Raw genomic sequence first — 22330 nt, forward strand, 5'->3', positions numbered from 1 at the left:
CGGTGGGGTTTCCCGGCGGTCAGTTCTCTTCTCCGAACCGGTTCGCGACCAGCGCTTCCAGCGCATCGGCCAGCGCGACCGCGTCCGGCCCCGAGGTTTCAACCTCAATAGAGCTTCCTTTGGAAGCTGCCAACATCAAAAGCCCCATGATGCTGTCGCCGCCGGCGCTCATGCCATCCTTGCTGACTTCGGCGCGGGCATCGAAGCCCTCGACAACCTCGACGAGCTTGGCCGAGGCGCGGGCATGCAGCCCCTTTTCGTTCACGATCTTCAGCTCACGGTGCACGGTGTCGGACATAAACTACGAATTCCCTTGGACAGATCCTGCGCGATCCCGGTCAGAGCGGTTCCGGTTTCACGTTGACGCTGTCGATATATTTTCGTCCTGCTTCAAGTGCACCTTTTACCGCATCCGGCACATCCTTCTGCCGGCTCTTCGCAAGCTTGATCAGCATCGGCAGGTTCATGCCGTAGAGGATGCGGCGGTTCTCGGGCTGGCAGGCCAGCAGCGACAGGTTCGACGGCGAGCCACCGTAGAGGTCGGTGACGACCACAACACCGTCGCCGGTGTCGACATCGTCGGCGGCCGTGCAGATCTCGGCCTGCTTGCCGCCGCGGTCATGATCCGCCTCGATGGTGACGGCAACGATCCCGGGCTGCTTGCCCACCACATGCTCGACGGCTGAGAGATACTCCCGCGCCAGTCCCCCATGGGCCACGATCACGATGCCGATCACCCGTTCTGTCCTCCGATGGTCCTGTGCTGGCCGGTCGCGGCAGCCAGTCCGCGACGCTCGAGCTCGCGGTGTCTAATTGACACCTGCCAGCCGCTCTCTGCAAGGGCAGCCGCCACTCTTTCTGTCACGGCAACGGAGCGGTGTTGCCCGCCGGTACAGCCGATGCCGAAGGTCAGGTGCGCCTTGCCCTCGTCTTTGCAGGCCGGCAGCACGAAGAGTGCCAGCTCGGTGAGCTTGGCGACAAAGGGCGCGAAGCGGGCGTCGGTCTCGATATAGTCGACCACGGGCGCGTCGAGGCCGGTGAGCCCGCGCAGCTCGGGCTGCCAGTGCGGGTTGTCGAGGAAGCGGCAGTCAAAGACCCAGTCCAGGCCCTGCGGCAGGCCGCGCTTGTAGGAAAACGAGTGCAGCGCCACCGCCAGCTTCTGGCCGGTCTGGTCGGCGAACAGCCCTTCCATCTGCGCGCGCAGGTCGTGTGGCGACAGGGTGCTGCTGTCGATCAGGGTGTCGGCGGCGTTGCGGGCCTCTTCCAGCAGAGCGAGCTCGCGCTCGATGCCCTGCGTATAGCTTTCGTCCGGGGCCATCGGGTGGCGGCGGCGGGTCTCGGAATAGCGGCGCGACAGCACCTCGGCGCTGCAGTCGAGATAGAAGAGTTGCGCATCGAGCGCCGGTTCGGCGGCGAGGCGGCGATGCAGCTCTAGCAGCCGCTGCACCGAGAAGTCGCGGTTGCGGATGTCGACGCCAAGCGCCACCGGGCGGGTCAGGGCGCCGCCGTCGAGCAGCAGGCGCGGGATCAGGCTGAGCGGGATGTTGTCGATCGCCTCATAGCCAAGATCCTCCAGCACGTTGATCGCGGTGGAGCGTCCGGCGCCCGAGGGCCCGGTGACCAGCACGACGCGCTGCTGTCCTTTCGACTGATCCTGCATCCTCGCCTATTCCTTCCGACCGCCCTTGAGATATTGCACGAGCGCTGCGGGAAAATAGGGATGCGCGGTTTTGTGAAGCAAGGGGATTCTTTGCCCCTGCAGCATGGTTTCGCGGCGCTGCGGCAAGCGGGCCGTCTCGACCTCGTCGAGATCGAGCACGGCGGCGAGCCGAACGGGGCCGCTGGTCGCTGCGTTCAGCAGTCCGATGCCGCGCGCTTCGATCATCCCGCTGAGCGGGGCAGGGGGCGCGAGCCAGGGCGCGCCGTCGCGAAGGCTGACAATCACCCGGTCGTCGGCCACCAGCAAAGCGCCGCGGGCCATCATCTCGAGCGCCAGCCCCGACTTTCCGCTGCCCGAGGCGCCTCGGATCAGCAGTCCTCGGCCCGCGACGGCCACCGCGGTGGCGTGCAGGATCTCGGAGCTGTCGGTGGGCACGGGGTGCGGACGATCAGACCGGCAGGCCGACCACGAAGCGCGCACCGAGCGGCTCGGAGGTCACGTCGGCTTCGGTCGGGCGGATGTTCTCGGCCCAGATCACGCCACCATGAGCTTCGACGATCTGCTTCGAGATCGCGAGGCCAAGGCCGGAATTGTTGCCGAAATCGTTCTCGGGGCGCTGCGAGTAGAAGCGCTTGAAGATCTTCTGCAGCGCCTCTTCCGGGATGCCGGGGCCGGTATCCTCGACCACCACCAGCACGCGGTTGTCGCGGCGGCGCGCCCAGACGCGGATCGCATCGCCGTCTTCGCAGAAGCTGATGGCGTTGGTGATCAGGTTCACGAACACCTGCGCGAGGCGCGGCTCGAGGCCGCTGATGTTGATCGGCTTGGCGGGCAGGTCGGTGATGAACTCGACCCCCTTCGCGCGGGCATCTTCGCCGAGGAACTGGGTGATGTTGCCGATCATCTCGAGCAGGTTGAACTCCTGCTCCTCTTCCTTGACCAGCTCGCTGTCGAGCCGTGAGGCATTTGAGATGTCGCTCACCAGGCGGTCGAGGCGGCGCACGTCATGCTCGATCACATCGAGCAGCTTGTCGCGATGCTCTTCCTTCTTGACGATGCGCAGCGAGCCGATGGCCGAGCGCAGGCTGGCCAGCGGGTTCTTGATCTCGTGTGCCACGTCGGCGGCGAACTGTTCGTTGCTGTCGATGCGGTCGTAGAGCGCCGACACCATGCCGCGCAGCGCGCCGGATAGGCGGCCGATCTCGTCGGGCCGTGCGGTCAGGTCGGGGATGCGGATGCGGCGCGAGCTGCCCTTGCTGCGGTTGTTGCGATCGCGCCCGATCTCGGCCGCGTCGGCGAGGTCGGAGATCGGGTTGGCGATGGTCGAGGCCAGAACGAGGCTCAGGCCGATGGAGACCAGCGTGGCGATGACGAACATCTGCAGCACACGCTCGCGCTCGGCGCTGACCACGGCGTCGATCTCGGCCTCTGTCGACATCAGCGCCACGGTGCCGATCACCGCGTCGCCCTGCCGGATCGGCGAGAAGCCGGCGAACAGGGTCTCACCCCCGGGGCCCTTGCCGGACTGGACCCGGGTCAGGGTGGGGTCGCCGATCTCGATCATCCGGCGCATCCGGTCCTCGAGCGTCAGCTCGGGTTCGGCCTCGAAATACGAGAAGATCCCGGCGACGCCGCGCCAGATCGAGTCGAGGAAGTCCGAGATCAGCGTCGGGCGATTGGCCTCGCGGGTGTTGATCGACATCAGCGGCGCGCGGGTGCCGCTGGTCTCGCCAACAAGGAAATTGCCTGCATCGAACACCAGCAGCTCGGTGCCGGTGCGCAGGTCAACCTGTTGCAGCAGGCCGTTGATGTCGGCTGCGGCGTCGGTGCCGAGCGTGACGGGCGCCTCGTCGGGCAGCCAAGCCTCGATCACGTCGGCGATCAGCTCGGCCTCGGAGGCCACGGCATTGCCGCGCTGCATCACCAGCGTGTCGCGCGACGAATTGAGCCAGAGGATGCCCGCCACCAGCACGTTCAACGCAATCAGGTTGAACGTGATGATCTTGCGGGTCAGCGGCGACCGGTTGAGCGAAAACAGGCTGCGCCGCTCGCGGCTGTCGCGCAGCTCTTTCTCTACCGTGCTGTCAGGGGCGACGAAGTCATCGCCCAGCACGACATCGGCATCCTGCCGTTCGCCCGGGTGGTCGTCGCGCATCGAGATCCTCTCGGCCAGCGCCATGTCTTACTCTTCGTTGTAACGATACCCGATACCATACAGCGTTTCGATGGCGGAGAAATCCGCATCCACCGTACGCATTTTCTTGCGCAGACGCTTGATATGGCTGTCGATGGTGCGGTCGTCGACATAGACTTGGTCGTCATAGGCGACGTCCATCAGCTGGTCGCGGGATTTCACGAAGCCGGGGCGCTGCGCCAGGGCCTGCAGAAGCAGGAATTCGGTGACGGTGAGCGACACGTCCTGACCTTTCCAGGTCACCGAGTGGCGCAGCGGATCCATGGTGAGCGATCCGCGGGTCATCAGCTTGGTGTCTTCGGTTTCGCCCACGACCTCGCCGGCGACGGCTTCCTGCCGGCGCAGGAGGGCGCGGATGCGTTCCACCAGAAGGCGCTGCGAGAAGGGCTTCTTGACGTAGTCGTCGGCACCCATGCGCAGGCCGAGCACCTCGTCGATCTCGTCGTCCTTGGAGGTCAGGAAGATCACCGGCATCTTGGATTTCTGGCGCACGCGCTGCAGCAGATCCATGCCGTCCATGCGGGGCATCTTGATGTCGAAGACCGCCATGTCGGGCATCTTCTTGTTGAAGGCATCCAGCGCGGCCTGCCCGTCATTGTAAGTTTCGACCTCGAATCCCTCGGCCTCAAGAGTCATCGAAACCGATGTCAGGATGTTCCTGTCATCGTCCACGAGGGCAATTTTCGACATGGGATTGTTTCCTTGTACTGCTCGGATTGCCTGATTTTTTCGCCACTATGCGGGAATTTGGACTTTACAACAATCCCAAACTGCGAATCAGGCCCCACCGCCGCCTTATTCCGGACGAATATCTATAAGGAATGGCTAAAATGTCTCAGCCGAACGATGTTCGCGCAGCAACCTGTCGAAGTGCTAACGCTAAACGAAATTTGGTTGCGCTAACTTTGACATGCGTCCTGTTCCGACCCGGAAACGCCGTGTTAAAGCAGCTTTTGCCGGTGGTGGTCATCACCGGTGAGCGGACGCGCTATTCGACGTCTCCGCTGTGACTGACGACCGCCGCGTGTGGCGCGGCTACAGGAGCTTGGCAGATGACATTTGGACGGGTGAACCCGGATTTCCGGCTTGAAGATCAAGGGATCGAAGGCCTGGGGAATGTCTATTACAATCTTATGGAGCCGGCGCTGATCGAGGCCGCCCTGAAACGCGGCGAGGGTACGCTCGGCAAGGGGGGCGCCTTCTACGTCACCACCGGCAAGTTCACCGGTCGCTCGCCTCAGGACAAGCACGTGGTCAAGACCGACTCGGTTGCCGACAAGATCTGGTGGGAGAACAACCGCGCCATGTCGCCCGAGGGGTTCGATACCCTCTACAACGACATGCTCGAGCACATGAAAGGCCGTGAGTATTTCGTCGAGGACCTGATCGGCGGCGCCGACCCGGCCTACTCGATCAAGGTGCGCATGGTGACCGAGCTGGCCTGGCACGGTCTGTTCATCCGCCACATGCTGCGTCGCCCCGAGCGTGACACGCTCGATTCGTTCATGGCGGATTTCACCGTCATCAACTGCCCGACCTTCAAGGCCGATCCCGAGCGTCACAACTGCCGCTCCGACACCGTCATCGCGCTGAACTTCGACCGCAAGACCATCCTGATCGGCGGCACCGAGTATGCTGGCGAGAACAAGAAGTCGGTGTTCACGCTGCTCAACTACATGCTGCCGCTCAAGGGCATCATGGCGATGCACTGCTCGGCCAACCACGCGCCGAACAACCCGGTCGACACCGCGATCTTCTTCGGCCTGTCGGGCACCGGCAAGACCACGCTCTCGGCCGATCCCGAGCGCGTGCTGATCGGCGATGACGAGCATGGCTGGTCGGATCGCGGCACCTTTAACTTCGAGGGCGGCTGCTACGCCAAGACGATCAACCTCTCTGCCGATGCCGAGCCCGAGATCTACGCCACGACCTCGAAATTCGGCACCGTGATCGAGAACATGATCTACGACGAAGAGACCTTCGAGCTCGATTTCGACGATGACAGCCTGACCGCCAACATGCGCTGCGCCTACCCGCTCGAGTACATCTCGAACGCGTCGTCCACTGCGCTCGGCGGGCATCCGAAGAACATCATCATGCTGACCTGCGACGCTTTTGGCGTGCTGCCGCCGATCGCGCGGCTGACCCCGGCGCAGGCGATGTACCACTTCCTGTCGGGCTTCACCTCGAAGGTCGCCGGCACCGAGCGTGGCATCACCGAGCCGCAGCCGACCTTCTCAACCTGCTTCGGCGCACCGTTCATGCCGCTGCGCCCCGAGATGTACGGCAACCTGCTGCGCGACAAGATCGCCAAGCACGGTGCGACCTGCTGGCTGGTCAACACCGGCTGGACCGGCGGCGCCTACGGCACAGGCCACCGGATGCCGATCAAGGCCACCCGCGCTCTGCTGCACGCCGCTCTGAACGGCTCGCTCGCCAAGGTCGAGTTCCGCAAGGACCCGAATTTCGGCTTCGAGGTGCCGGTCTCGGTCGAGGGCGTGCCCGAGCTGCTGCTCGATCCGCGCCGCACCTGGTCGGACAAGGAGGCGTTCGACGCCCAGGCGCAGAAACTGGTGAAGATGTTCGCGGACAACTTCGAACAGTATGTTCCCTACATCGACGAGGACGTGAAGGCCGCAGCCATCGGCTGAGCCTGATCGGTTCCGGACATCGCCAGCGCCCGTCGCACCTGCGGCGGGCGTTTGCGTTTCTACGGGGCAGGGGGGGCGTCCTGCGGGCAGAATGTCACCGCTCAGGCACGGCGCGGGCGGGGAGGGGTTTGCGCAACTGCGCGAAGCCGGTATTGCGGGGCACGTCCCTCGCCGGAGATCGCCATGCTTCGCCTGCTTTCAGCCCTTTGCGCCGTTCTTGCGCTGGTCCCGATGGCCCACGCCGCCCCGGGCGAGTCCTACGCCCGCGATCCGGTGGTGATCATCGATCACGGCATCATCTGCCAGGTCACGCCGGAGGGCGCGCGCGAGGCGCCGGACACGATGATGGGCGCGATCAACCTCATCGAGCAGACCCGCGACATGGATGTGACGACCCGCTTGGTGCCGGCCAAGGCGGGCATCAGCTTCGGGGTGAAGTTCACCCTGCGCCCGGGCGCCGGCGATCGCGACGTGACGATCCTCGTCACCCATCCGCCGATGGGTCCGGAGGGTGTCACCACCGAGAGCTGGATCTCGCCGCTCTCGGAGGGCCGCGCCAGCCTTAACCTGTTCACCTTCGAGTTCCCCTACGAGATGGTGCCGGGTCCGTGGGTCATGGCTATCGAGGCCGATGGCGAGCGCCTGATGGAGCAGCATTTCGAGGTGGTCTCGGAACTGGCCGCCCCGGCGGAGCTTTCGGTGTGCTACGGGCAGGATTTCGTCTCCTGACTGTCCACAGATCCGGCAGGCCCCGGCAAGGCGCTTGCGGCCTCGGCAGCGCAGGGGGCTGCGCGTTCGGCGGCTGAATTTCTCCCCAGATCGCTCCACATACCCACAGCTCCTATCTTGGGCTTGGGCCCATCTCATCCACAACTTATTGGGTGCGTATCTAATATTTCGCTTTACAGTACATGCACGGCGCAGGCACGATATCTAGTAAGGGGAGGGAAACATCTCCCAGCCCCTAGAGCAGTCAGCTAGCGCTTGGGGCGCGGCCCGTTCCCCGGCGCTACAGCAAAAAAAATGAGGTGGCGCATGGCACTGTCCGAAGAGTTTCTGAGCGACGAGATTCACCCGATCGACATCGTCGAGACGCTGGCCGAACACCACGACTGGGATTTCGACCGGATCGGAGAGGACCAGATCGCGATGGCCGTCGAGGGCCAGTGGCGCACCTATTCGATCACCCTTGCCTGGTCGCCCTATGACGAGACCCTGCGCCTGATCTGCAGCTTCGAAATGGAGCCGCCGGAAGAGACGCTGCCCGAGCTCTTCACCGCGCTCAACACCATCAACGATCAATGCTGGGCGGGCTCGTTCAGCTTCTGGGCCGAGCCCAAGCTGATGGTCTATCGCTACGGCCTCGTGCTGGCCGGTGGTCAGAGCGCCTGCCCCGAGCAGATCGACACGATGATCTCTGCCGCGGTGCTGGCCTCCGAGCGCTATTACCCGGCGTTCCAGCTCGTGGCCTGGGCCAACAAGCCCGCCTCAGACGCGGTGCAGATCGCCATCGCCGAGGCCTACGGCCGGGCCTGAGCCGGAGAAGATTTTTCTTCGAAAAATCTTGTGCCCGGCGGCCGACGTGAAGTCAGAGCTTGTCGGGTGGCCAGTTTGACGCGATCCTTCTCCCGGGAGACAGCTCAGGGAGGAAAGATATGAGATACCTGTTCCCGGCCATGGCGCTTGCCATGGCCGCCGCCGTTCCGGCCTCGGCCCAACAGACCGAAGACCAGTGTAGTGCCTTGCGCGACACGGTGCTCGACGCGGGCTTTGTCACCTCGGCGCGGGTGATGCCCGCCGCCGACACGCTGCCCGCCTATTGCGAGATCCGCGCCACCGCACGCCCGGCGATCTCGATCGAGGTGCGGCTGCCGATGGAGGGCTGGAACGGCAAGTACTACCAGGCCGGCTGCGGCGGTCTCTGCGGCATTCTCGGTCGCGCCGATGCCGGCGGTGGCTGGGTCAACGCCATGAAGCCCGGGCTCGAGCGCGGCTATGCCACAGCCACCTCCGACAGCGGCCATCACGGGCTCTCGGTCACCGATGGCAGCTGGGCGATGAACAACCCCAATGCCGAGCGCGACTGGGGCTGGCGCTCGATCGGCGAGACCCATCGCGTGGCACAGGCGCTGATCGGGGCGTTCTACGAGGGGGCCTCGGAACAGGCGATCTTCCAGGGCTGCTCTACCGGTGGGCGCATGGCGCATGTGGCGGCGCAGCGCTACCCCGAGCTGTTCGACGGCATCATCTCCGGCGCGCCGGCGATGGATTACACCGGGCTGGTGGCGACCAAGATGGCTTGGCTCACGCAGGCCAACACCGCCGAGGATGGCAGCCAGATCCTCGGACCCGGCGAGGCCACTCTGATCGGCGACGCGGTGATGTCGCAATGCGACGGCGTGGACGGCAGCGAGGACGGGCTGATCGCAGACCCCCGCGCCTGCGAGATCGACCTCTCGGCGCTGGCCTGCGAGGCAGAGGATACGCCGTCCTGCCTGAGCGAAGACGAAAGCGCCACGCTCGCCAAGTGGCGGCAGGGGCCGCAGAGCCCGGACGGCACGCAGCTCTACCCGGGCGGCATCCCGGAGGGCTCGGAGCCGTTCTGGTGGCTCTGGCTCACCGGCAACGCGCAGGGCGCGGGCCGTCTGGTGCCGGCGTTCAACACCGATTTCGGCCGCTACATGGCCTTCCCCACCGATCCCGGCCCGGCCTGGACACCGGCGGAGTTCGACTTCGAGACCGATCCCGCACGGCTTGCGACCATGGCCGAGGTCTATAACGGCGACAGTCCTGACCTCTCGGCCTTCCGGGCCGCGGGGGGCAAGATGATCGTCTGGCATGGCTGGGCGGATGCCATCGTCACGCCTTACAAGACGGTGGACTGGTACGAGAAGGCGGCGGCGCTGGCCGGTTCGGAGGCGGCGCTGAAGGAGAACGTGGCGCTCTTCATGGTGCCGGGGCTCGACCATTGCGGCATCCTTCCCGGGCCCGATGGCATCAGCGCGGCGGCGCTTGATCCGATGACGCCGCTGGAGACGTGGCTTGCGGAAGGAACGGTGCCGACATCGATCATGGCGCAGTAATCCGGGGCAGCGCCATCCTCCGCCCTTTCGGGCGTCCTCGCTTCCCACGTGGCATGCGGCGGGCCTTGCCGGAAGCGTCCCGCGTGTGGAGATCGACGGCCTGCCTCCGGCGGGAGTATTTTTGACGAAGAGAAGCCAGGGGCACGGCGCTCCTGGCTTCTTTGGTTCAAAAATACCTCGGGGGTGAATTGGCGCACAGCGCCAAGAGGGGGCTGGCCCCCCCCTTATCTCTTGAAAGCGCAACTCCGGTGCGACAGGGGGCTGCCCCGCCGACGCGGCCCCCAGCTGATCCGGGCGGTGAACGCGCGACAGCGATGGTCCGTCGGCTTGCAACCGGGCGCCTCTCGCGACAGATTGGCGCCAAGAACGGGAGAGCGACAAAGATGGAAAACGGTGAAATCGCGCGGCGCGGGCTGGTCCTGCTGGGCTGCGGCAAGATGGGGTCGGCAATGCTGGAAGGCTGGCTGAAGCGCGGACTGCCTGCCCGGTCGGTCTGGGTGATGGATCCGCACCCGTCGGACTGGCTCCAGGCGCAGGGCGTCAACCTCAACGCCGAGCTGCCCGCCGATCCGGCCATCGTGTTGGTTGCGGTGAAGCCGCAGATGATGGCCGAGGCGCTGCCGGTGCTGCAGCCGCTCGGCAATGGCACCACGCTGTTCCTGTCGGTTGCCGCCGGTGTCACCATCGCCAGTTACGAGGCGATGCTCGGGGGCGACACGCCGATCGTCCGCGCCATGCCCAACACGCCCGCCGCGGTGGGCCAGGGCATCACCGCCATCGTCGGCAACACGCCGGCCTCCGAGACGCAGTTGGCGCAGGCAGAGGAGCTTCTCTCGGCCGTGGGCGAGGTGGTGCGGCTCGAGACCGAGGCGCAGATGGATGCCGTGACCGGGGTCAGCGGCTCGGGTCCGGCCTACGTGTTTCATATGATCGAATGCCTTGCCGCGGCCGGCGAGGCGCAGGGGCTGGCCCCGGAGCTCGCCCTGCAGCTTGCCAAGGCGACCGTGGCGGGGGCGGGCGCGCTGGCGATGCAGGCCGCGCAAGATCCCGCCCAGCTGCGCCGCAACGTGACCTCGCCGAATGGCACCACGCAGGCCGGGCTCGAGGTGCTGATGGACGAGCAGGCAGGCCTGCCGCCGCTGGTGAAGGCCACCGTCGCCGCCGCCGCCGACCGCTCGCGGGAGCTGGCCAATGGCTGAGATCAGCTTTGACCAGTTCCTCGAGGTCGACATCCGCGTCGGCAAGGTCGTCCGCGCCGAGCCCTTTCCCGAGGCGCGCAAGCCCGCGATCAAGCTCTGGATCGATTTCGGCCCCGAGATCGGCGAAAAGAAGAGCTCGGCGCAGATCACCGAGCATTACACGCCCGAGGCGCTGGTCGGGCGGCAGGTGATGGCGGTGGTGAACTTCCCGCCGCGCCAGATCGGGCCCTTCATGTCGCAATGCCTGACGCTGGGCGTCACCGACGCGGCCGGCGCGGTGGTGTTGGCCGGTCCCGACGGGGAGGTGCCCCTCGGGGCACGGCTGCATTGAGCAAGGTTCTGATCGGCCGCAACCTGCCCGAGAGCGTCGTCGATGAGGCCCGTGCGCTCTTTGATGTGACGTATCGGGACAGCCCGTACCCGCTGAGCCGCGAAGAAATGCTCGAGGCGCTCGCGGGCTATGACGGCGTGCTGGTGACGCTGGGCGATGGCTTCTCGGCAGAGGTCTTCGAGCAGGCGGGCGCGCCGCGGGCGAAGATCCTCGCCAATTTCGGTGTCGGCTTCAACCATATCGACGTGGCAGCGGCCGAGTCCGCCGGGATCACCGTGACCAACACGCCGGGCGCCGTCACCGACGCCACCGCCGACATTGCCATGACGCTGATGCTGATGACCTGTCGTCGCACCGCCGAGGGCGAGCGGCTTGTGCGGTCCGGGCAGTGGGAGGGCTGGCACCCGGTGCAGATGCTGGGCCTGCATATGACCGGCAAGCGCGTCGGCATCCTTGGCATGGGGCGCATCGGACAGGCCATCGCGCGGCGCTGCCATTTCGGCTTCGGCATGTCGGTAGCCTATGCCTCGCGCTCCGAGAAGAACCTCGATTTCCCGGCCGAGCGCTACGGCTCGCCCGAGGCGTTGGCGGCGGAGGTCGACGTGCTGGTGGTCTCGGTCCCGGCGAGCCCGGAGACCCATCACATGGTCGATGCAGGCGTGCTGGCGGCGATGAAACCCGCGGCGCATCTGGTCAACATCGCGCGCGGCGACATCGTCGACGAGGCGGCGCTGATCGCGGCGCTGGAGGCGCGGCAGATCGGCGGGGCGGGGCTCGACGTCTACGAGTTCGAGCCCAAGGTGCCCGAGGCGCTCAGGGCGCTCGACAACGTGGTGCTGCTGCCGCATCTCGGCACGTCGACGCTGGAAGTGCGCGAGGACATGGGCCGGATGGCGGTCGAGAACCTTCGGGCCTTCTTTGCCGGGGAAAAGGTGCCGAACCGGGTCGGGGGCTGATCCGAAGACGCCGGGCCGGGAGGGCGGCGTGCAATGGTGCCGCCGCCTGTCGCCCTGACCTCAGCCCTCGGTGTCGAGCCAGATCGTCACCGGGCCGTCATTGACCAGCGCCACCTTCATGTCGGCGCCGAAGCGGCCGGTGGCCACGGGCACGCCTTCGGCCTGAAGCGTGGCGGCGAAATGCTCGTAGAGGCGCTTGCCCGCGTCCGGGGCGGCGGCGGTGGAAAACCCCGGGCGGTTGCCCTTGGTCTCGGCGGCCAGGGTGAACTGGCTGACCACCAGCGCCGCGCCGGAGACGTCGCGCACCGAGAGGTTCATGCGGTCGGCCTCGTCCTTGAAGATGCGCAGCTTGGCGATCTTGGCTGCGAGCTTGTCGGCCTGCGCCTCGGTGTCGCCCTGCATGGCGCAGACCAGCACCAGCAGGCCGGGGCCGATCTCGCCCAGCACCGCGCCCTCAACCGTGACGCGCGCCTCCGAGACGCGCTGGATCAGCGCCCTCACAGTTCGGTCTCCCATGGCGGGTTGGCGCCGGCGCGGCTGACGGTGACCGCCGCCGCCTTGGCGCCGAGCGCGATGGCCGGGCGCAGGTCTTCCAGCGCCGCACCGCGCACCGCGCCGCGCGCGAGCAGCCCGCTGCGCCAGAGCCCCGCGAGCAGGCCCGCGTTGAACGTGTCGCCGGCGCCGACGGTGTCGACCACCTCGGCGCGCTCCGCCGGGACCGAGATCTCGCCCCCGGAGGAATAGGCCACCACGCCCTCGGCGCCGCGGGTCTCGAGCACCAGTGCCACGCCGCCCTCGATCAGCGCCGCAGGCGTGGTGCCGAGCCAGGCCATGTCCTCGTCGGAGATCTTGACGATGTCGGCACGGGCGAGCATCGCCTCGAGACGGGCGCGGTAGCGCGGCTCGTCGGTGATGAAGCCGGGGCGGATGTTGGGATCGATCATCACCAGCCGCTCGCCCGCCTGCGCGCAAAGCGCGGCGTAGCTGTCGGCGGCTGGCTCCGAGACCAGGCTGATGCCGCCGAAGAACAAGGCTTCGGTCTCGGCACCGAGTGCCGGCAGGTCGTCTTCCGACAGCATCCGCCCGGCGGTGTTCTCGTCGTAGAAGGCGTATTGCGCGTGGCCGTCGGTCAGGGTCACGAAGGCCAGCGTGGTGGGCCGGTCCGAGCGCGGCGCGAGCGAGAAATCCACCCGCGAGGCGGTCAGCGCCTCGGCCAGCACGGTGCCGAAAAGGTCCGTGGAGATGCCGCCAAGATAGCCGCTCGGCGCGCCGAGACGGCCGATCGCGATGGCGGTGTTGAACACCGCGCCGCCGGCGACGGGCGCAAACCTCGGCTCGCCGGTGCTGGCGGTCCGGGGCAGCATGTCGATCAGCGATTCGCCGCAGCACAGGATCATCGTCGGTCCTCCTTCTGTTAGCGCCGCAACTTGCCGCGTTGCGGGATCGGAAACAAGGCCCGGATTTGCGCGGGATCAAGGCGGAGCGGGCGAAACAGACATACATTGGGATCTGTCGGAAAGACGGTGTGTCAGGGCTGAGCCGATCAGCATCGGCCAGGGCTCGCGTCTGCACCGGTCGGCGCAAACGGCGCAGCGATCGGTATGGCAGGCGGAACGCTTGAGATCACTGTCCCGAGAAAAGCGCCGGAGGAGAGCCGGGGCAGGACGATCACGGTGACCAAGGGATAGGTCGACCAGGGCGGAGATCCCCGTCCCGCCTTCCCCGAGACCGGTCCCGGACATCGTGACGTAGGGCGGGCAGCGATGCCCGCCCTATTTGGTGGCGCGCTACTGTCCCTGCGCGAGGAGGAAGCCCGCGATGACGGCGACGATCAGCCCCAGCACCACCGCGAGCGCGATCTTCCAGGTCGACCACGGACGTTCCCCCTGCACCCGGCCGGTGGTGCCGTTGACCACGAAACGATAGGTCTCGCCGCGATACTTGTAGGCGGCCAGCCAGACCGGCAGCAGTACGTGCTTGAAGGTGACCGCCGCGACCTGCGTGTCGACGCCCTCGATGCGCTGGCGGTCGCCACCGATATCGAACTTCACGTCGCGCTCGATCTGCCGGTCCATGATGACGCGGGCCTCGCGGAACCCCTCGTCGAGATCGACCTGGTAGCCCTCGGCGCGGAAGCCCGCGAGGAACTCGGGCTGGTAGGGCTCGAGCCGCGTCAGATCCCAGGGCTCGAGCGCGTCGGTGAATTTCTTCGGCAGCGAGCGCGAGGCCAGTACCAGCACGTCGTCGAAGAACCGCGCCACCCGACCCGAGACCGAACGCCAGCGCACCTTGGCGACCTGCACGGTCTGGCGCTTGCCGTCGCGCATCACCGTGCGACGCTCGTAGTAGACCGTGCCGCGCTGGCCGCGATAGGCCGATTGCGTCTGCGCGTCGAAGGTCCAGTAGGGCACGTAGATGCCCTGCATCTTGCGGCCCTTGCGGGCATACTCCTTGAGCCCGTTCGGCGCGAACCAGAGCCGCCCGAGCCAGCCCGTCATGGCATCATGCGCCGCGCGCTCGTCGAGGATGAAGGGCAGCACGCCGCGCGGCTTGATCTGGCGATGGGTGCCGGTGTCGGTGACCACCGGGGTGGCGCAGAACGGGCATTCGGTGGCGTGGGTGTCCGGATCGAACTCGACCTCGGCGCCGCAATTGGGGCACTGGGTGACCCGCAGGTCCTCCATCTCCTGCAGCGGCAGCAGGTCGTCGATGGCGGCACGGAAATCGAGCTCGCGGATCGAGTTGGACCACGGTCCGTGCTCGGCGATCTCCTGCACGTCGCCGCAATGGTCGCAGACCAGCTGGCCCTTGGCGGGATCGTAGCGGTAATCGGCGCCGCATTGCTGGCAGGGAAAACGGTGTTCCTCGGTCATCACGGCCCCATTGTTTCCGGCAGGCCGACCCTAGGTCGGATGCTTGGGCGATGGAACCCGGTTTTCCTTTCCGGAACGGCTGTCTAGGGTGGCGCCGGACGGGCCCGGCTGACGGGCCGCGAAACGATACGGGATATTGCAGGGTCGCCATGAGACACCGCATGAACGCCGCGCTGGCAGGGCTGTTGCTCTGCGCCTCTGCCGTCGCCGCCGACGCCGAGGAGGCGCGCTACCGCTTCGAGTGGCAGGGCGGGGGCGGCTACGTGATGCGCGGGGCGATGTCCTTCGATGCCGCGCTGCTGGGCAGCAGCATCGTCACGGCGAGCGACCTGACCTGCTTTTTCATCGAGGGCAGCCGTGACGGAGGCCCGGTCGGGCGCTGGGCGCTGTCGATGCTCAACGAGGAAACCAGCTGGGTGCTGACCTTCCTGCCGCAGAGCTCGGAATTCGCCGTGTTCGGCGAGGGCGCGATGATGCCGCAGGCGTGGAACATGGACGGGTTCGGCACCGATTGCGGCGCGGGCGGCTTCGGCTTCAACATCGGCAACGCGGCGCAGGATCTCTGCATCGACGGCAGGTTGATCCTCGAGTCGCAGGTGCCGCCCGAGCGCCCGTTCCCGGCGTTGCGCGATGACGCGCTGAGCTTCCCACCCGATGCCTGCATGGGCCCGCTGATGATGAGCGCGCTGCCCGCGGACAAGAGTTTCTCTCCCCAACTGAAGGACCAGACAGATGTGCAATGAAGCCGCTGCCACCCAGATGATTTCTGACGCGAAGACCCGTGTGACGAGGTTCGATTTTGCGCCCGGCGCCGAGACCGGCTGGCACGTCCACGAATACGATTACGTCATCGTGGCGCTGACCGACCTGACCATGCGGCTGCAACTGCCCGGCGGCGAGGTGCGCGAGGTGGTGACCAAGGCGGGCGAGGCCTATCGCCGCGACGCCGGCACCGAGCACAACGTCATCAACTACGGCGACGCCCCGATGAGCTTCATCGAGGTGGAGTTCGTGGCCTGAAGCGTCTCAGATCTCGGCGAGGTCGTAGTGGCGGATCGAGCGCGACTCGACCAGCGCGTCCTCGGCGGGATCGATATGCGGTGTGGTGTAGTCCTCGCCGACAAAGGCCTTGAGCGCATCGAGATCGCGCCAGACCATCACGAAAGCAAACTCGCGCGGGCTATCGGCCCGCGCGGCACCGGGAAGCACCGACACGATGCCGTCGGTGGTGTTCATCAATGGGATCGCGACCTCGTGGAAGAAGCGGGAGAACTCCGCTTCCTTGCCGGGCCGGGTGGTGACCTGAAAGAGCCGCAGGATCATCGGGGAACCTCCTGAAATGCAGTTCCCGCCCATGTGATGCCCGCTGATCCCGGGCCCCTGCCTCGCGGCAGGGTAGCACGATTGCCCCGTCCTGTCGCTCAGGCGCCCGGAGGCGGAGGCGGCATCACCGTGAAGAGCTGCGCCAGCTCGGCCACGTCCTCGGCCCGTTTCCAGCCGTCCTGACCTTGCGTCCAGACATAGGTCTCGCGCGTGAGGCCGCCCTCGGTCACCATGCGCCCGAGTCGGGCCTTGGAGAACGGGCCGCTGGTCCGGCCGTTCTCGGCAAGGTGCCAGACATGCTCGACCGGCGGCGGGGGAGGCGGGGGTGGGGCCGCGGAGGCGGGCTGCTGCGCGGCAGCAGCGGGGCGCGCGCCCCACGGGCCGGCCTGCGCCCCGGTCATCTGCGCGCCCATCGACATGCCGAGCCCCGCACCGAAACCGGTGCCCATGGCCTGCCCGGCGGCGGAGCCTTCCTTGCCCAGTGCCTCGGCGGCCTGGAACTTGGTATAGGCGTCGAGGTTGCCGATCACCCCCATCGAGGTGCGCTTGTCGAGCGCCGCCTCGACGGCGGCGGGCAGCGAGATGTTCTCGATATAGAGCTCGGGCAGCGACAGGCCGTATTCGGCGATGGTGGACGAGATGCCGTCGGCCAGCATCTTGCCAAGCTCCTGCGTGTTGGCGGCCATGTCGAGCACCGGGATGCCCGACCCCGCGATCAGGCGCGAAAATTCCTGCACGATGATGTTGCGGATCTGGAAGCTGATCTCGTCCGAGGTGAACTCGCCATCGGTGCCGACGATCTCGCTGAGGAAGCGGGCCGGATCGGTGACGCGCACCGAGTAGGTGCCGAAAGCGCGCAGGCGCACCGGACCGAATTCCGGGTCGCGGCAGATGATCGGGTTCTTGGTGCCCCATTTCAGCCCGTTGAACCGCGTCGTGTTGACGAAGTAGATCTCGGACTTGAAGGGCGAGCGGAAGCCGTGATCCCAGTGCTGCAGGCTGGTCATGATCGGCATGTTGTTGGTCTCGAGCATGTAGAGACCGGGGGTGAACACATCCGCCAGCTGGCCCTCGTGGACGAAGACCGCCGATTGCCCCTCGCGCACGGTGAGCTTGGCACCGTACTTGATCTCGTGCCCCTCGCGTTCGAAGCGCCAGACCATCGTGTCGCGGGTGTTGTCCACCCAGTGGATGACGTCGATGAACTGGCCGGAAAGGAAGTCGAGAATGCCCATGGCGGTGCCCCGCTGAAACTGCGTTTGCCCTCAACTTAACCACGGCTTGGCCGGACACAAGCGGCGGCGGGGGGAAACCGCCGGGCGGGGCGGGGCGGGCGCGCCTCAATGGACCGCAGGGGCGCGCTATCGGAAGGGGTGGTGTCGGTGCACCCGGTCGGCATCCGGCGCCAGTGGGGCAGGGATCACGCGGCAGAGCTGGCATGATCCCGGGCGCCGGTGATCATCAGGTCGCAGACATAGCCAAGCAGCAGCGCCCAGGCCTTGCGGTCGACCTCGGACCAGTCGGCGACGTGATGTTCCAGCGTGTCGAGCAGCACCTCCGAGACCAGCGCATATTGTTCCTCGGTCACGCCGTATTCGTGATGGCGCACGCCGAGCGCCTCGATCTCGGCCACCAGCATCTGCAGGTGGTCGAGCGACTGCACCAGAACCAGCACCATATCGAAGAGCTTGTCCGACTGCGCCGACATGTCGGCGGGGAACATCGCGCGCAACTCGGGCGCGCGGTCGAAGAGCCGGTCATAGAAATCCCGCGTCAGCGCGCTGCTGGCGAGGCGCAGCCGCAGCGCGCTAGAGAGAACCTGCTGTTTCGTGGCGTTGTCGAACATCGTCCCGTCCCGATCATGCCGGTACGGTGCTACGCCCGAGAGGTGAACGCCCGGTTAAGTGCGGCTCAGGACGGGCCGCCCATCAGCTCGGCGGCGCGCGCCGCGACGATGGGGCGGACTTCGTCCACATCCATGCCTGGCGTCACCTTCGGGTCGTAGAGCAGCTTGAGCAGCATCTCGTCATGGGTCGTCAGCAGGGCGAACTCGTCGTCGTCGTTGAAGATCGACGGCCGCGCCTGGGGCGAATCGTTGCCGAGTCCCAGCCCCTGCGTCATTTCCTCGTGGATGCAGGAGCGGCGCAGCAGGTCGGGATGTTCGGAGCGGATCACCGCGATGGCCTCGCCGTAGTCGTAGCCTCCGGGAGTCTCGGAAAAGGCGATCACGAGGCAGTGGATCGAGCGCGGCAGGTTGTCGAAGATCTTCAGCGAGGCGGGGTTCACATCGGGCACCAGCGCACGGATGCGCGGCGCGATCTCGGCCTTGTCGTCCTCGGACATGAAGAGCACGTGGAAGTTGGTGTCGTTGCTATCCATCGCGATCGGGTGACCGCTGACGCGGGCCAGTCGGCGGACGTATTGCGCCACCATGTTGCTGTCCTGCACCCGCTGCGCGGCGGGCACGAGGGCGCCGAACTCGACCGCGACCCGCACCGGCTTTTTCCATTTCTTGATCCGTCCGAGCTCACCGCGCGAGGGGCGCAGCCCGGCGCCACGCTCGTACTCTTCGGCCAGCGCGATGCGCTCGAAATTGCGCAGCAGCATGGTGTCGGTGAAGGGCGTGTCGGGACCACCGCCATCGGTGCGCAAGAGCCCCTGCGCGAGAAGGTCGGCCTGCACGCGGGCATAGTAGGTCTCGAGGTCGCGGCTGGCGAGCGAGCGCCGTCGCGGCGCCTCTTCGGGCACCTCCGGTTTCAGCCCCTCCGGTCGTGCGCTGGGCGGCACGTCGGTCTGGCGCGGCGCCAACTTCGAGCTGTCGCAGGCCGCAAGGCCCGCGAGCAGCCCGAGGGCCAGTCCGATATGGCGCCAGCGGCCGTGCATGGCTCAGGCGCTTTTCGGCACGGCGGTGCCGGCATTGTCGCCGATGCCGTCGCGGCGGGCCTTGGCGGAGGCGAGGGTGTCGCGCAGCTCGTGCTCCATGGTCTTGAGATCCTCCTCGGCGGCAGCACGCTTGGCTTTGCCCTCGTCGGCGATCTGCAGGCTTTCCTGGATGGTTGCGATCAGGTCGGCATTGGCCTGCTTTACCGCCTCGATGTCGAACACGCCGCGCTCCATCTCGGTGCGGATCGCCTTGTTGCTGTCGCGCAGATTGGCGGCGTTGGCGGTCAGCAACTCGTTTGTCAGGTCGTTGGCCTCGCGCACCGCGGCGGCGGCCTCGGCCGAGCGCTGGATGGTCACCGCCTGCGCCAGCTGGGTTTCCCAGAGCGGCACGGTATTGACCAGCGTCGAGTTGATCTTGGTGACGAGGCTCTTGTCGTTTTCCTGCACCAGACGGATCGAGGGCAGGGATTGCATGGTCACCTGCCGGGTGAGCTTGAGGTCGTGCACCCGGCGCTCGAGATCGTCGCGAGCAGCGCGCAGGTCGCGCAGCTCCTGCGCCTTCATCACCTGATCGTTCTCGGCCGCGGCCTGCACCTCGGCCTCCTTGGCCGGGATGTCATTGCCATCGAGCGCCTTGAGCTTCTCTTCGCCGGCGGCGATGTAGAGCGCCAGCTCGTCGTAGAAGTTGAGCGTCTTGTCGTAGAGCAGGTCGAGCGACTTGATGTCCTTGAGCAGCGTGTGCTCGTGCTTGAGCAGGCTGTCGGTGATGTTGTCGATCTGGCCCTGCACCTCTTCGTAGCGGGCAGTGAACTTGGCGAAAGGGGCCGCCTTGCCCAGCAGTTTCTCCCACCAGCTGCGATCCCGGCGCACGTCGAGCTCGGAAACGGAAAAGCCGCGGATGGTGGTGACGATGTCACGCAGGCTGTCGCCGGCGGGGCCGACATCCTTGTTGCGCACCCCGTCGAGCATCGACTGGCTGATCTCCTGCAGCTCGACCTGCGCGCCCGACCCGAACGAGACGATCGAGTTGGTGTCGCTCATGTCGATCTCGTCCATGCGCGAGCGGATCTCTTCGCCAACCTCGGGAGACGCCTCTTCGAGCGACACCACCGCCCGCGCCTCGCCGGGCTCGGGCAGCACCACGGCATTGACCTCTTCGACCATGGCGACGGTCTGCTCCGCCTCTGCTTTCACCTTCTCGGACATCGGATATCCCCCAGTTCTGTTCTGACCCGGCGCAGGCTCAACTCAGCCGCACGCCATCGCGTTTCAATCGATCCCGCAAAACGTCGATCTCGACCGTGAGATCGGCATTGTTGTTGAGCAGGAGTTTCTCGTTCTTCTGGCCGAAGCTGTCCTCGAGATCGGTCAGCAGCATCATGAAATCGTCTCTCGCGCCGCGATCCTGCGTGCGGCTGTAGATGTCTGCGAACTTCACCGCCGCGTCGCGGGCCCCCATCAGGTAGACGCCCAGATAGCGCCGCGCCGCCGTCAGGTCGCGCGGGTCTTCCTCGACGGTGCGGATCAGCTGGGCGGCCTTCTGGCGGAAGCGCTCGACCCGCGCCTCGACTTCGCGGTCGCCGGCGCGGCGCACCGCGTCCTGCATCTCGGAAAGATAGGTCTCGGCCTCGTCGACGACCTTGGCGACGCGGTCCTGCTGGAAGCTGTCGATGCCCTCCATGCCCTTGCTCTGCAGCGGGTCGATTCCGAAGGCGCCAAGGTGCAGCGCCACGGCCGAGAGACCGTAGAGCGCCGGTGCCACCAGCCCGGGCTCGGACTTGAAGGCGGCGATCGCGACACCGATCCCGGCGAGCCCGGCGGCGAAGATCTTGCGCGGGATGGCCGGGCGCCGTGCCACGCGGCGCTCGTCATAGGCGGCCTGTGCGCGCAGCCCGTCGCGCAGCAGCCAGGCCCCGGCCAGAAGGGCGCCGGCGCCGATCAGGCCGGTCACGAGACCGGCGGCGCCGTCTCCCAGCGAGGTCGCGGCAAGCACGATGGGCGGGACGAAAAGCACGTTCGAGCGTGCCCCCACCGGATCGACCCGTGCGCCCCTGTAATGACTGGGACGAATCGGATCCTCGGTCTGTTCGGGGGCGACGTCGGGGCTGTATTTGCCCCCGTAGCGCTGCGCCATCTCAGAGCCCTCCGAGCCATCCCGACGTGACCCCGAACAGGAGCACGATCAGGAGTACGTAGGCCACTTTCTGCAGGGCCGTGCCGGACATGCCGCCTCCAGTATTTCCTCGGTTCAGGGAAAACTTAGGGGCAAAGGGGGCAAGTTGCTAGGGGGGGCTCGGCGAGGCTCCGCTTATGCGGCGCGCTCCAGCGGTTTGCGGTTCCACAGCAGGTCCGCTTCCAGTTCGAACGCGTCGCGACCGGCCTTCTTGCCCGATTTGCGCGCGAATTCCTCGAAGGTCTGGCCAAGCGCGGTGATGCGTGTGCGATACCGTCTCCGGGCCCGCTCGCGCTCATCGGTGTTCCATGCGGCGAGCAGGTCGTCGTTCTCGCGCCTCAGCAGCTTGACGAATTTCACCACCGGCTTGTGCATGCGCTCCATGCCGTCGGGGTCCTCGCCAAGGGCGCGGATCAGCCCCATCACGGCCCCTTTCAGCGCCTCGGTGTGGCGCGTGAGCTGCGCATCGCCGAGCGCGGCGATCTCGCAGACCATGCCGTCGAGCGTGGCGTCGATGCGGTCGAGCGCCGCCTGCGTGTCGGGGCGGGGGCGGCGCGCGGTGGCCAGCGGCTCGGGTTCGCTGTCGCTCGCGCCCTTGTCCCGCAGCGGGTCGAGGCCGAAGGCGGCGAGGCTCAGCGCGGTGGCGAGCGCTCCGAACGCGAGGGGCAGGATCAGCGAGAAGAAGTGATGGCCCGCCAGGATCGTCACCATCACGCCGATCAGCAGCGCGCCGATGATCTTGCGCGGCAGGCGCGGAGCGCGCGCTGCGTCGGCTTCGTCATAGGCGTTCTTCAGCTTCTGCCCGCGATGAATCAGCCGCAGGGCGGCGATGAAGAGCGCCAGCTCGAGCACGGCAGTGAAGGCGGATGTGGCGCTGCCCTGAAACAGCAGCAGCACGATGGGGAACGCGGCGAGGAACAGCACGCTGAGGCCCGAGTCGAGCGGCCCGAGCCCGTCGTCCGTCTGTCCTGTCCGATGTCGTTCCGTCATGTCGATCATTCCCT

The 22330-nt window shown here is 66.7% G+C and carries 25 protein-coding genes; 9 read left to right on the plus strand and 16 right to left on the minus strand.

Features of this window, described 5'->3' with window-relative positions:
- Positions 1-19: 19 nt before the first annotated feature.
- From JF542_RS14085 to JF542_RS14105, 6 genes are read right to left on the minus strand one after another with little or no spacing between them, the layout of a single operon-like run.
- The gene (locus JF542_RS14085; RefSeq protein ID WP_007796885.1) at positions 20-298 is read right to left on the minus strand and encodes an HPr family phosphocarrier protein; all 279 of its coding nucleotides are present in this window, start codon (positions 296-298) and stop codon (positions 20-22) included.
- 40 nt (positions 299-338) lie between these two features.
- Complete coding sequence (locus JF542_RS14090; RefSeq protein WP_007796888.1) at positions 339-737, minus strand: PTS sugar transporter subunit IIA; 399 nt, start codon at positions 735-737, stop codon at positions 339-341.
- The gene (gene rapZ / locus JF542_RS14095; protein ID WP_242533752.1) at positions 734-1660 is read right to left on the minus strand and encodes an RNase adapter RapZ; all 927 of its coding nucleotides are present in this window, start codon (positions 1658-1660) and stop codon (positions 734-736) included. The genes JF542_RS14090 and rapZ overlap by 4 nt, the downstream gene beginning before the upstream one ends.
- Positions 1661-1666: 6 nt before the next feature.
- Entirely contained in the window at positions 1667-2095 is a 429-nt protein-coding gene (locus tag JF542_RS24425) for an HPr kinase/phosphorylase (protein ID WP_340689157.1), read from the minus strand.
- Positions 2096-2108: 13 nt separating this feature from the next.
- Positions 2109-3839, minus strand: coding sequence for a sensor histidine kinase (locus JF542_RS14100; protein ID WP_007796897.1), 1731 nt, complete (start codon positions 3837-3839; stop codon positions 2109-2111).
- Positions 3840-3842: 3 nt separating this feature from the next.
- On the minus strand, positions 3843-4544 hold the full coding sequence (locus JF542_RS14105) for a response regulator transcription factor (protein ID WP_007796899.1): 702 nt from the start codon (positions 4542-4544) through the stop codon (positions 3843-3845).
- Positions 4545-4906: 362 nt separating this feature from the next.
- On the opposite strand from JF542_RS14105, the gene JF542_RS14110 reads away from it, so the two are divergent.
- The 7 genes from JF542_RS14110 to JF542_RS14140 all read left to right on the plus strand — a co-directional run bounded on the left by JF542_RS14110 (position 4907) and on the right by JF542_RS14140 (position 12074).
- Positions 4907-6505, plus strand: a complete 1599-nt coding sequence (locus JF542_RS14110) for a phosphoenolpyruvate carboxykinase (RefSeq protein WP_007796903.1) — start codon at positions 4907-4909, stop codon at positions 6503-6505.
- A gap of 183 nt (positions 6506-6688) precedes the next feature.
- Entirely contained in the window at positions 6689-7234 is a 546-nt protein-coding gene (locus tag JF542_RS14115) for a DUF3859 domain-containing protein (protein WP_207076293.1), read from the plus strand.
- Positions 7235-7540: 306 nt separating this feature from the next.
- Positions 7541-8041, plus strand: a complete 501-nt coding sequence (locus tag JF542_RS14120; protein ID WP_207076294.1) for a type III secretion system chaperone family protein — start codon at positions 7541-7543, stop codon at positions 8039-8041.
- A gap of 119 nt (positions 8042-8160) precedes the next feature.
- On the plus strand, positions 8161-9588 hold the full coding sequence (locus JF542_RS14125) for a tannase/feruloyl esterase family alpha/beta hydrolase (RefSeq protein ID WP_207076295.1): 1428 nt from the start codon (positions 8161-8163) through the stop codon (positions 9586-9588).
- A gap of 383 nt (positions 9589-9971) precedes the next feature.
- Complete coding sequence (proC, locus tag JF542_RS14130) at positions 9972-10787, plus strand: pyrroline-5-carboxylate reductase (protein WP_207076296.1); 816 nt, start codon at positions 9972-9974, stop codon at positions 10785-10787.
- Positions 10780-11118 (plus strand): tRNA-binding protein, encoded by a 339-nt coding sequence (locus tag JF542_RS14135; protein ID WP_007797099.1) that lies wholly within the window; start codon positions 10780-10782, stop codon positions 11116-11118. The genes proC and JF542_RS14135 overlap by 8 nt, the downstream gene beginning before the upstream one ends.
- The gene (locus tag JF542_RS14140) at positions 11115-12074 is read left to right on the plus strand and encodes a 2-hydroxyacid dehydrogenase (RefSeq protein ID WP_207076297.1); all 960 of its coding nucleotides are present in this window, start codon (positions 11115-11117) and stop codon (positions 12072-12074) included. Before JF542_RS14135 ends, JF542_RS14140 begins: the two co-directional genes overlap by 4 nt.
- A gap of 60 nt (positions 12075-12134) precedes the next feature.
- Here JF542_RS14140 and dtd read toward each other — a convergent pair whose 3' ends face one another.
- The 3 genes from dtd to JF542_RS14155 form a co-directional block, all read right to left on the minus strand.
- Positions 12135-12575, minus strand: a complete 441-nt coding sequence (gene dtd / locus JF542_RS14145) for a D-aminoacyl-tRNA deacylase (protein ID WP_207076298.1) — start codon at positions 12573-12575, stop codon at positions 12135-12137.
- Entirely contained in the window at positions 12572-13471 is a 900-nt protein-coding gene (locus JF542_RS14150) for a carbohydrate kinase family protein (protein ID WP_207076299.1), read from the minus strand. Before JF542_RS14150 ends, dtd begins: the two co-directional genes overlap by 4 nt.
- A 390-nt stretch (positions 13472-13861) precedes the next feature.
- On the minus strand, positions 13862-14947 hold the full coding sequence (locus JF542_RS14155) for a TFIIB-type zinc finger domain-containing protein (RefSeq protein WP_207076300.1): 1086 nt from the start codon (positions 14945-14947) through the stop codon (positions 13862-13864).
- Between the two features lie 161 nt (positions 14948-15108).
- Between JF542_RS14155 and JF542_RS14160 the strand changes: the two genes are divergently transcribed.
- Positions 15109-15690, plus strand: a complete 582-nt coding sequence (locus tag JF542_RS14160; protein ID WP_207076301.1) for a hypothetical protein — start codon at positions 15109-15111, stop codon at positions 15688-15690.
- Entirely contained in the window at positions 15680-15967 is a 288-nt protein-coding gene (locus tag JF542_RS14165; RefSeq protein WP_207076302.1) for a cupin domain-containing protein, read from the plus strand. Before JF542_RS14160 ends, JF542_RS14165 begins: the two co-directional genes overlap by 11 nt.
- A 6-nt stretch (positions 15968-15973) precedes the next feature.
- Here JF542_RS14165 and JF542_RS14170 read toward each other — a convergent pair whose 3' ends face one another.
- The 7 genes from JF542_RS14170 to JF542_RS14200 form a co-directional block, all read right to left on the minus strand.
- Positions 15974-16270, minus strand: coding sequence for a putative quinol monooxygenase (locus JF542_RS14170; RefSeq protein WP_207076303.1), 297 nt, complete (start codon positions 16268-16270; stop codon positions 15974-15976).
- 98 nt (positions 16271-16368) lie between these two features.
- Positions 16369-17505, minus strand: a complete 1137-nt coding sequence (locus JF542_RS14175) for an SPFH domain-containing protein (RefSeq protein WP_207076304.1) — start codon at positions 17503-17505, stop codon at positions 16369-16371.
- 185 nt (positions 17506-17690) lie between these two features.
- Positions 17691-18116 carry a globin domain-containing protein gene (locus tag JF542_RS14180; RefSeq protein ID WP_007797074.1) on the minus strand — a complete coding sequence of 142 codons (426 nt, stop codon included), beginning with the start codon at positions 18114-18116 and terminating at the stop codon, positions 17691-17693.
- A 65-nt stretch (positions 18117-18181) separates the two neighbouring features.
- The gene (locus JF542_RS14185) at positions 18182-19153 is read right to left on the minus strand and encodes a DUF2927 domain-containing protein (RefSeq protein WP_007797072.1); all 972 of its coding nucleotides are present in this window, start codon (positions 19151-19153) and stop codon (positions 18182-18184) included.
- A 3-nt stretch (positions 19154-19156) separates the two neighbouring features.
- The gene (locus JF542_RS14190) at positions 19157-20359 is read right to left on the minus strand and encodes a toxic anion resistance protein (protein WP_207076305.1); all 1203 of its coding nucleotides are present in this window, start codon (positions 20357-20359) and stop codon (positions 19157-19159) included.
- Positions 20360-20396: 37 nt separating this feature from the next.
- Positions 20397-21287: a 5-bromo-4-chloroindolyl phosphate hydrolysis family protein gene (locus JF542_RS14195; RefSeq protein WP_207076306.1), complete on the minus strand. Its 891-nt coding sequence runs from the start codon at positions 21285-21287 to the stop codon at positions 20397-20399.
- A gap of 174 nt (positions 21288-21461) precedes the next feature.
- Positions 21462-22316 (minus strand): hypothetical protein, encoded by an 855-nt coding sequence (locus JF542_RS14200; RefSeq protein ID WP_242533753.1) that lies wholly within the window; start codon positions 22314-22316, stop codon positions 21462-21464.
- Positions 22317-22330: the final 14 nt, after the last annotated feature.

The sequence above is a fragment of the Salipiger bermudensis genome, assembly GCF_017309175.1.
In the GTDB taxonomy this organism is placed as follows: Bacteria; Pseudomonadota; Alphaproteobacteria; order Rhodobacterales; family Rhodobacteraceae; genus Salipiger; species Salipiger bermudensis.

Bases quoted from the DNA above. Each gene is read 5' to 3' on its own strand.
- JF542_RS14085 (WP_007796885.1), bottom strand. From the start codon at position 298: ATGTCCGACACCGTGCACCGTGAGCTGAAGATCGTGAACGAAAAGGGG.
- rapZ (WP_242533752.1), bottom strand. From the start codon at position 1,660: ATGCAGGATCAGTCGAAAGGACAGCAGCGCGTCGTGCTGGTCACCGGG.
- JF542_RS14100 (WP_007796897.1), bottom strand. From the start codon at position 3,839: ATGGCGCTGGCCGAGAGGATCTCGATGCGCGACGACCACCCGGGCGAA.
- JF542_RS14105 (WP_007796899.1), bottom strand. From the start codon at position 4,544: ATGTCGAAAATTGCCCTCGTGGACGATGACAGGAACATCCTGACATCG.
- JF542_RS14110 (WP_007796903.1), top strand. From the start codon at position 4,907: ATGACATTTGGACGGGTGAACCCGGATTTCCGGCTTGAAGATCAAGGG.
- JF542_RS14115 (WP_207076293.1), top strand. From the start codon at position 6,689: ATGCTTCGCCTGCTTTCAGCCCTTTGCGCCGTTCTTGCGCTGGTCCCG.
- JF542_RS14120 (WP_207076294.1), top strand. From the start codon at position 7,541: ATGGCACTGTCCGAAGAGTTTCTGAGCGACGAGATTCACCCGATCGAC.
- JF542_RS14125 (WP_207076295.1), top strand. From the start codon at position 8,161: ATGAGATACCTGTTCCCGGCCATGGCGCTTGCCATGGCCGCCGCCGTT.
- proC (WP_207076296.1), top strand. From the start codon at position 9,972: ATGGAAAACGGTGAAATCGCGCGGCGCGGGCTGGTCCTGCTGGGCTGC.
- JF542_RS14135 (WP_007797099.1), top strand. From the start codon at position 10,780: ATGGCTGAGATCAGCTTTGACCAGTTCCTCGAGGTCGACATCCGCGTC.
- JF542_RS14150 (WP_207076299.1), bottom strand. From the start codon at position 13,471: ATGATCCTGTGCTGCGGCGAATCGCTGATCGACATGCTGCCCCGGACC.
- JF542_RS14155 (WP_207076300.1), bottom strand. From the start codon at position 14,947: ATGACCGAGGAACACCGTTTTCCCTGCCAGCAATGCGGCGCCGATTAC.
- JF542_RS14160 (WP_207076301.1), top strand. From the start codon at position 15,109: ATGAACGCCGCGCTGGCAGGGCTGTTGCTCTGCGCCTCTGCCGTCGCC.
- JF542_RS14165 (WP_207076302.1), top strand. From the start codon at position 15,680: ATGTGCAATGAAGCCGCTGCCACCCAGATGATTTCTGACGCGAAGACC.
- JF542_RS14170 (WP_207076303.1), bottom strand. From the start codon at position 16,270: ATGATCCTGCGGCTCTTTCAGGTCACCACCCGGCCCGGCAAGGAAGCG.
- JF542_RS14175 (WP_207076304.1), bottom strand. From the start codon at position 17,505: ATGGGCATTCTCGACTTCCTTTCCGGCCAGTTCATCGACGTCATCCAC.
- JF542_RS14180 (WP_007797074.1), bottom strand. From the start codon at position 18,116: ATGTTCGACAACGCCACGAAACAGCAGGTTCTCTCTAGCGCGCTGCGG.
- JF542_RS14185 (WP_007797072.1), bottom strand. From the start codon at position 19,153: ATGCACGGCCGCTGGCGCCATATCGGACTGGCCCTCGGGCTGCTCGCG.
- JF542_RS14190 (WP_207076305.1), bottom strand. From the start codon at position 20,359: ATGTCCGAGAAGGTGAAAGCAGAGGCGGAGCAGACCGTCGCCATGGTC.
- JF542_RS14195 (WP_207076306.1), bottom strand. From the start codon at position 21,287: ATGGCGCAGCGCTACGGGGGCAAATACAGCCCCGACGTCGCCCCCGAA.
- JF542_RS14200 (WP_242533753.1), bottom strand. From the start codon at position 22,316: ATGACGGAACGACATCGGACAGGACAGACGGACGACGGGCTCGGGCCG.